The sequence below is a fragment of the Catellatospora sp. NPDC049133 genome, assembly GCF_040648455.1.
GTDB classification, from domain to species: Bacteria; Actinomycetota; Actinomycetes; order Mycobacteriales; family Micromonosporaceae; genus Catellatospora; species Catellatospora aurea.
The window spans coordinates 1-6,776 of sequence record NZ_JBEZDT010000006.1 but is presented as its reverse complement, the minus strand read 5'-3'; the positions used below and the strand labels follow the sequence as shown (position 1 = coordinate 6,776).

General features: G+C 73.2%; 6 protein-coding genes. 4 read left to right on the top strand and 2 right to left on the bottom strand.

Annotated features, from left to right (window positions below; translation table 11 throughout):
• Positions 1 to 144 precede the first annotated feature (144 nt).
• Positions 145 to 1,320, top strand: a complete 1,176-nt coding sequence (locus AB0B35_RS07955) for a metallophosphoesterase (RefSeq protein WP_361042204.1) — start codon at positions 145 to 147, stop codon at positions 1,318 to 1,320.
• Positions 1,321 to 1,436: 116 nt separating this feature from the next.
• Here the strand turns inward: AB0B35_RS07955 and AB0B35_RS07950 are convergent, their stop codons facing one another.
• Together AB0B35_RS07950 and AB0B35_RS07945 are read right to left on the bottom strand one after the other, a co-directional pair.
• Entirely contained in the window at positions 1,437 to 2,408 is a 972-nt protein-coding gene (locus AB0B35_RS07950; protein WP_361042201.1) for an ATP-dependent DNA ligase, read from the bottom strand.
• Between the two features lie 92 nt (positions 2,409 to 2,500).
• Complete coding sequence (locus AB0B35_RS07945) at positions 2,501 to 3,550, bottom strand: ABC transporter substrate-binding protein (RefSeq protein ID WP_361042198.1); 1,050 nt, start codon at positions 3,548 to 3,550, stop codon at positions 2,501 to 2,503.
• 107 nt (positions 3,551 to 3,657) lie between these two features.
• On the opposite strand from AB0B35_RS07945, the gene AB0B35_RS07940 reads away from it, so the two are divergent.
• The 3 genes from AB0B35_RS07940 to AB0B35_RS07930 are packed head-to-tail and all read left to right on the top strand — an operon-like array spanning position 3,658 to position 6,586.
• On the top strand, positions 3,658 to 4,710 hold the full coding sequence (locus AB0B35_RS07940; RefSeq protein ID WP_361042196.1) for an iron chelate uptake ABC transporter family permease subunit: 1,053 nt from the start codon (positions 3,658 to 3,660) through the stop codon (positions 4,708 to 4,710).
• Entirely contained in the window at positions 4,707 to 5,750 is a 1,044-nt protein-coding gene (locus AB0B35_RS07935; RefSeq protein WP_361042192.1) for an iron chelate uptake ABC transporter family permease subunit, read from the top strand. Before AB0B35_RS07940 ends, AB0B35_RS07935 begins: the two co-directional genes overlap by 4 nt.
• The gene (locus AB0B35_RS07930) at positions 5,747 to 6,586 is read left to right on the top strand and encodes an ABC transporter ATP-binding protein (RefSeq protein WP_361042189.1); all 840 of its coding nucleotides are present in this window, start codon (positions 5,747 to 5,749) and stop codon (positions 6,584 to 6,586) included. The genes AB0B35_RS07935 and AB0B35_RS07930 overlap by 4 nt, the downstream gene beginning before the upstream one ends.
• The last annotated feature ends 190 nt before the right edge of the window (positions 6,587 to 6,776 follow it).

The following is a 6,776-nucleotide window of genomic DNA, read 5'->3' as shown; positions in this document are numbered from 1 at the left end:
CCCGCCCCCAAAAACTTACTTACTCGGGGGGCCGCCCCCCCCCCCCCCCACAACTCTTCTAGATCGCGAGTCCCGCGCGGCGACGCGGGCCGGTGTTGATGGGGGCGTGGCATGCTTGGCAGTCCGACCTTTGAAGGAGTACGCGTGTCGACTGGCGAGGCCGTCCAGGCCGCCCCGGCACGGCGGTCCCTGCGACCGCTGCTGTTCGGCCTGACCGTGACCACCGTGCTGGGGCTGCTGTTCGGCGTGCCCTGGTGGACGCTGCTGCTGTCCGGCGCACACTGGCCGACCCCGGTGGTCGCCGCCGGCACCGCCCTGTTCGCCGCCGCGGCGCTGGCGTTCCCCTTCCTCATGTTCCAGGGCCACGCACGCGGCAAGGACTGGGCGTCGCGCATCGCCGACACCACGCTCGGCGTGATCTGGGTGCTGTTCGTGTGGGCCGTGCTCGGCAACATGCTGCGGGGCGCGTTGGCGCTCGGCGGCGTCGCCGACCCGCTGCGCTCCCGGATCACGGCCGCCGCGGTCGCGGCAGTCGCGCTGGTCCTGGTCGTCTGGGGGTACGCCGAAGCCATGCGCGTGCCCCGGGTGCGCCGGGTCGAGGTGGTCCTCCCCCGGCTCGGCAAGGGGCTCGACGGCCTCAAGGTCGTGCTGCTGACCGACACGCACTACGGCCCGATCGAGCGCTCCCGCTGGTCAGCCGGGGTGACCAGGGCGGTCAACGCGCTGGACCCCGACATCGTCTGCCACACCGGCGACATCGCCGACGGCACCGTCGCGCAGCGTACCGCGCAGGCCGCGCCGCTCGGCGACATCCGCGCCACGCTGGCCCGCACCTACGTGACCGGCAACCACGAGTACTACGGCGAGGCCGAGGGCTGGCTCGCCCACATGCAGCACCTGGGCTGGGAGTGCCTGCACAACCGGCACCTGGTCGTCGAGCGCGGCGGCGACCGCCTCGTCGTGGCGGGCGTCGACGACATCACCGCCTCGCACTCGCGTACCGGCCACACGATGGACCACGCGGCGGCGCTCGCCGGGGCCGACCCGGACCTGCCGGTGCTGCTGCTCGCCCACCAGCCCAAGCAGATCACCGCGGCCGTCGCGCACGGCGTGGACCTGCAGATCTCCGGCCACACCCACGGCGGCCAGATCTGGCCCTTCCACTACCTGGTGCGCCTGGACCAGCCCGCCGTGCAGGGCCTGTCCCGCCACGGCGAGCGCACCCAGCTCTACACCAGCCGCGGCACCGGCTTCTGGGGCCCGCCCCTGCGCGTCTTCGCCCCCAGCGAGATCACCGAACTCACCCTGCGCAGCGCCTGACCCGGCCCCGGAGCCGCCGCGCGGCGCTCGCGGCGCAAGATCGTCCGAGATGATCGTGGTGTGGTGAGCTCCCGCGCCGAAGCCGCTGCGCGGCGCGGGCACGGACGCGGTACGGGTCAGGAGTCGGCTTCGGCTTCGCGGCGGGCCTTGGCGCGGCGTTTGCCCTCGTGCATGGCCTGGACTCGGGCGATGGGGATGGTGTGGCCCTCGGCGATCAGGTCGTCGGGCAGGGCCTGCGGGGCGGGCATGGCGTCGGCCCAGGGGTCGGTCTTGGCGACCAGGTCGGGCACGGTGCGGATGGTGAAGTCGGCGGGCGTGACACTCTCGAGGTCCGGCCAGGCCACCGGGAAGGACACGGGCAGGCCGGGGCGGATGCGAGGGCTGTAGCAGGCGACGACGGTCGCGCCGCCGGAGCGGGTGGCGTCGAGGAAGACCTTGCCGTGGCGGTCCTCGCGGATGAACGCGGTGGTGGCGAGTTTCGGGTCGAGCCGTTCGGCACGCGCGGCCACGGCCCGGGTCGCGGCGGCGACTTCCTCGGGTTCTGCCTTGCCGTCGAGGGGCACGAAGACGTGCACGCCCTTGCTGCCGCTGGTCTTGACCGCGCCGTCGAGCCCGCAGTCGGCCAGCGCCTGGCGTACCAGCAGCGCGCCCTGCACGGCCTTGCCGAAGGTGTCGTCGCCCTCGGGCGGGTCGAGGTCGAGGATCAGGTGCGTCGGCGACAGCGGCGACTGCACCAGGGAGAGGGCCGCGTGATACTCGACGGCCCGCTGGTTGGCGAACCAGATGAGCGTGCGCCGGTCGTTGCCCAGGGCGTACGTCACCTCGCGGTGGGAGGCCTCGGCCCAGACGGGGGCCCGGGGCACCCAGTCGGGCGTGTACTTGGGCAGGTTCTTCTGCATGAACGCCGGCTGCCCGGGGCGGATCCGGATCACCGACAGGGCCCGGTCCCGCAGCGCGGAGATGATCCGCTCGTGTATCGCGTCCAGGTAGTCCACCAGGTCGCGTTTGGTCGCGCCGGCCTCGTCGAACAAGGGCTGGTCGAGGTTGGTCAGCGCCACCCCGTCGCGGGTCTCACCGTCTTTCGGCATGTGATCACCATTACCCGGCGGCGACCGCCCGTCAACGCGAGTACGGAAAACGGGGTGGGCGAATGCCGCCCACCCCGTCGCCGGTCACGGTGTCACTGCGCGCGCTTGACCTCGGTCGCCGGGTCGCCGTCCACGGCCGCGGCCAGCTGCGGCACCAGTCCGTCGAGCAGGAACGGCAGGCTCAGCGGGGTGATGAACGAGGTCGCGCCGCCGAGCAGCTCGCCGTTCTCCAGGAACACCTCGCGGGCCTGGGTCTTCACGTCGAGCTTGGCGTACAGCGGGTCGGCGTGAATCTTGGCCTTGTCGGCGTCGTGCTTGTCGACCAGCCAGATCATCACGTCGGTGTCGAGCAGGTCGGTGCGCTCGCGGCTGATGCTCTTGCCGAACTCCTTGCCGGTGATCGCGTCGAGGCCCTCGGGCATCTTGAAGCCCAGGTCCTGCAGCAGCCGGCCGCGCGGGTCCTGCGCGCCGTAGACGTAGTAGCCCTCCCACTGGGTCGCGACGAGCGCGGTGGCCCCGGCGAACTTCGGGTTGGCGGCCTTGGCGGCGGCGAACTTCGCCTCGACGTCGGCGACGACCTTCTCGGCCTGCTCCTTGCGGCCGACGGCGGTGCCGACGATCCGGGTCGCCTGCTGCCAGGACACGCCGTAGTCGATGGTGTCCTTGGGCTGGGCCAGCGTCGGCGCGATCTTCGACAGGGTGGCGTAGTCCTCGGCGGACAGGTTCGAGTAGAGGCCCACGATCAGGTCGGGGCGCAGCGCGGCGACCTTCTCGAACTTGATGCCGTCGGTGTTGGTGAGCACCTCGGGCTTGGCGGCGGAGCCGAGCTCGTCGGTCGCCCAGGGCCAGACCGCACCCGGGTGCCCGCCGAACCACTCGGTGGTGGCGACCGGCACGACACCCAGCGCCAGCAGGGCGTCCTGCTCGACGAGACCGACCACGACGACCCGCTTGGGCTCGGCCTTGATCTCGGTGGTGCCGTACTTGTGTTCGATCGAGACGGGGAAGGCGGCCGAGGACGCGCCCTGGCTGCCGGAGGCGCCGGACGGCTCCTGATCGGTGCCGCACGCGGCGAGGCCGAGGCCGAGGATCACCGCGGTGGCGGTGGCCGTCAGCGTACGGACGGGAGAGAGAAGCCGCACGGTTGTTCCTTTCTGCGCTGGTGGGACCGCCCCCTGGCGGGTCCCGCCGAGGAGCATAGGTTAGCCTCGCCTAATCTCAAACCCGGGGTTGATCTCAAGGAGCGGTGATGACCCAGACGACCGGCGTGCTGCCCGCGCCGCACGCGGCCGGGGCCGTCCGTGCGGCGCGGCACGCCTGGCGGCGCGGCGGGCTGGTGATCGGCGTGCTCGCGCTGGTCGGCGTCGCCGCGCTGAGCATCGCGGTCGGCAGCCGCACCATCGCGCTCGGCACCGTGTGGCAGGTGCTGTGGCACGACGACGGCTCCGCGCAGTCGGACATCGTGCACCAGCTGCGCATCCCCCGTACGCTGCTCGGCCTCGGGGTCGGGGCGGCGCTCGGGCTGGCCGGGGCGCTGATGCAGGCGCTCACCCGCAACCCGCTCGCCGAACCCGGCCTGCTCGGGGTGAACCTGGGCGCGTCCTCGGGCGTCGTCGTCGCGATCGCGTTCCTGGGCCTGACCTCGCCCAGCGCGTACGTGTGGTTCGCCTTCGGCGGCGCGGCGCTGACCGCGACGGCCGTGTTCGCGCTCGGCGGGTCCGGGCGCTTCCCCACCCCTGAACGCCAGGTGCTGGCCGGGGTGTCCATCACCGCCGTGCTCGGCGCGCTGGTCTGGGCGGTACTGGTCACCAACCGCGGCACGTTCGACCGCTACCGGCACTGGGACGTCGGCTCGCTGGCCGACCGCGACGGCGACACCCTGCTCCGGGTCGCACCGTTCCTGATCGCCGGAATCCTGCTCACGCTGACCCTGGGCGGTCGGCTCAACGCGCTGAGCATGGGCGACGAGGCCGCCACGGCGCTGGGCGCGCACCCGGGCCGCATCCGCCTGCTCGGCGTCGCCGCGATCACGCTGCTCTGCGGCGCGGCGACCGCCGCGTGCGGCCCGATCTGGTTCCTCGGCCTGGCCGTGCCATACATCGCCCGGCTGATCACCGGCCCCGACCACCGCTGGATCCTCGCCTACGCCGTGGTGCTCGGCCCGATCCTGCTGCTCGGCGCGGACGTGCTCGGTCGGGTGCTGACCGCCCCGTCGGAACTGCAGGTCGGCATCGTCACCGCGTTCCTCGGCGCGCCGGTCTTCATCGCCCTGTGCCGCCGCCGGAAGCTGGGTGCCCTGTGAGCCGCGCGAGGCAGTTCGTGGTGCGCACTCCCGGCGGCGCGCTCTCACTTCGGGTGCCCGCCCGCGCGCTGCTCGTCGGCGTCGTGCTCGTGCTGGTCGGCGCCGCGATCGCGGTGGTCAACCTGTCCAGTGGCGACTTCCCGATCCCGGTCGGCGACGTGCTGCGCAGTCTCGTCGGGCAGGGCGACCCGGGCACCGACTTCATCGTGCACGAGCTGCGGCTGCCCCGGGCGCTGGTCGCGCTGCTGGTCGGCGCGGCGCTGGGCGCCAGCGGCGCGGTGTTCCAGGGCCTGACCCGCAACCCGCTGGGCAGCCCCGACTTCGTCGGCATGACCGTCGGCGCGGCCACCGGCGCGCTGGTGGTGATCCTGCTGCTCGACGGCAGCGGCGGGCAGGTCGCCGCGGGCGCGATCGCCGGCTGCGTGCTCACCTCGATCGCGATCTACCTGCTCGCCTTCCGCGGCGGCACCCAGGCGTTCCGGCTGATCCTGATGGGTGTCGGGGTGTCCGCGCTGCTGGAGGCGTTCAATTCGTACCTCATCGTGAAGGGCCGCCTGGACGAGGCGCTCGCCGCGCAGGTCTGGCTCATCGGCAGCCTCAGCGGCCGCGGCTGGACCGAGGTCACCATCGTCGCGGCCACCCTCGCGGTGCTGCTGCCCGTGGTCCTCCACTACGGCAGGCACCTGAACATGCTGGCGCTGGGCGACGACACCGCGACCCTGCACGGCGTACGCGTCGAGCGCAGCCGGGCGGTGCTCGCCCTGGCCAGTGTGGGGCTGGCCGCGGGCGCGACGGCCGCCGCGGGTCCGATCGCGTTCGTGGCGCTGGCCGCCCCGCAGCTCGCGGCGCGGCTGACCCGCTCCCCCGGGCCGGGCATCCTGCCCGCCGCCGCGATGGGCGCGGCGCTGCTGGCCGGCAGCGACTGGGCGGCCCAGCGGGTGCTGCCCGACAACGACATCCCCGCCGGCGTGGTCACCGCCGCGATCGGCGGGCTCTACCTGACCTGGCTGCTGGCCCGTGAGTGGCGGCGCGGCCGATGAGCACGAAGGAGCAAGCGATGCGGCTGCGGGCCGAGGACCTCACTTTGGCGTACGACCGGCGCGTGGTCGCCCGCGACCTGAACGTGCAGATCGCCGACGGGTCGTTCACGGTCATCGTCGGGCCCAACGCCTGCGGCAAGTCCACACTGCTCAAGTCCCTCGCCCGGGTGCTGAAGCCGCAGGCCGGCACGGTCTACCTCGACGGTGCGGCGATCGCCTCGCTGCCGTCGCGCCAGGTCGCCAAGCAGCTGGGCATGCTGCCGCAGTCACCGGTCGTGCCCGCCGGGATCGCGGTCGAGGACCTGGTCGCCCGGGGCCGCTTCGCCCATCAGCGCCTGCTGCGCCAGTGGTCGGCCGACGACGAGGCCGCGGTACGCGACGCGATGGCGGTGACCGAGGTGTCCGAGCTGGCCGACCGGTTCGTCGACGAGCTGTCCGGCGGCCAGCGCCAGCGCGTGTGGCTGGCCGTCGCGCTGGCCCAGCAGACCCCGATCCTGCTGCTGGACGAGCCGACGACGTTCCTGGACCTGGCGCACCAGTTCGAGGTCCTCGACCTGTGCGCGGAGCTGCACGAGCAGGGCCGGACCGTGGTCGCCGTGCTGCACGACCTCAACCAGGCCTGCCGCTACGCCACCGACCTGGTCGTCATGCGCGGCGGCGAGATCGTCGCCCAGGGCGCGCCCGAGGCGGTGATGACCGCCGAACTGGTCGAGCACGTCTTCGGCGTAGCCAGCCAGGTGATGACCGACCCGCAGACCGGCACGCCGATGGTCGTACCAGCGGACCGTCACCGCCGGCGCGCCGCCCGCACCGCGCCCCTGCCCGCCGCCCGCTGACCTGCGCCCGCCGTCGCAGGCAGCGCCCCGACCACCGGGGCCGACCGCCCGGACCGTCGGGGCTCACCCGGATCGTCACGTTGGGTGATGGCGCAACAGTGGATGTGACTGCGTGCGGCTACATCTATTTTGATGCCGGCGGCGCGCCGTCCGGTGCTGCCGCGCTGGCTGCGCTCGGCCGACGCCGTCC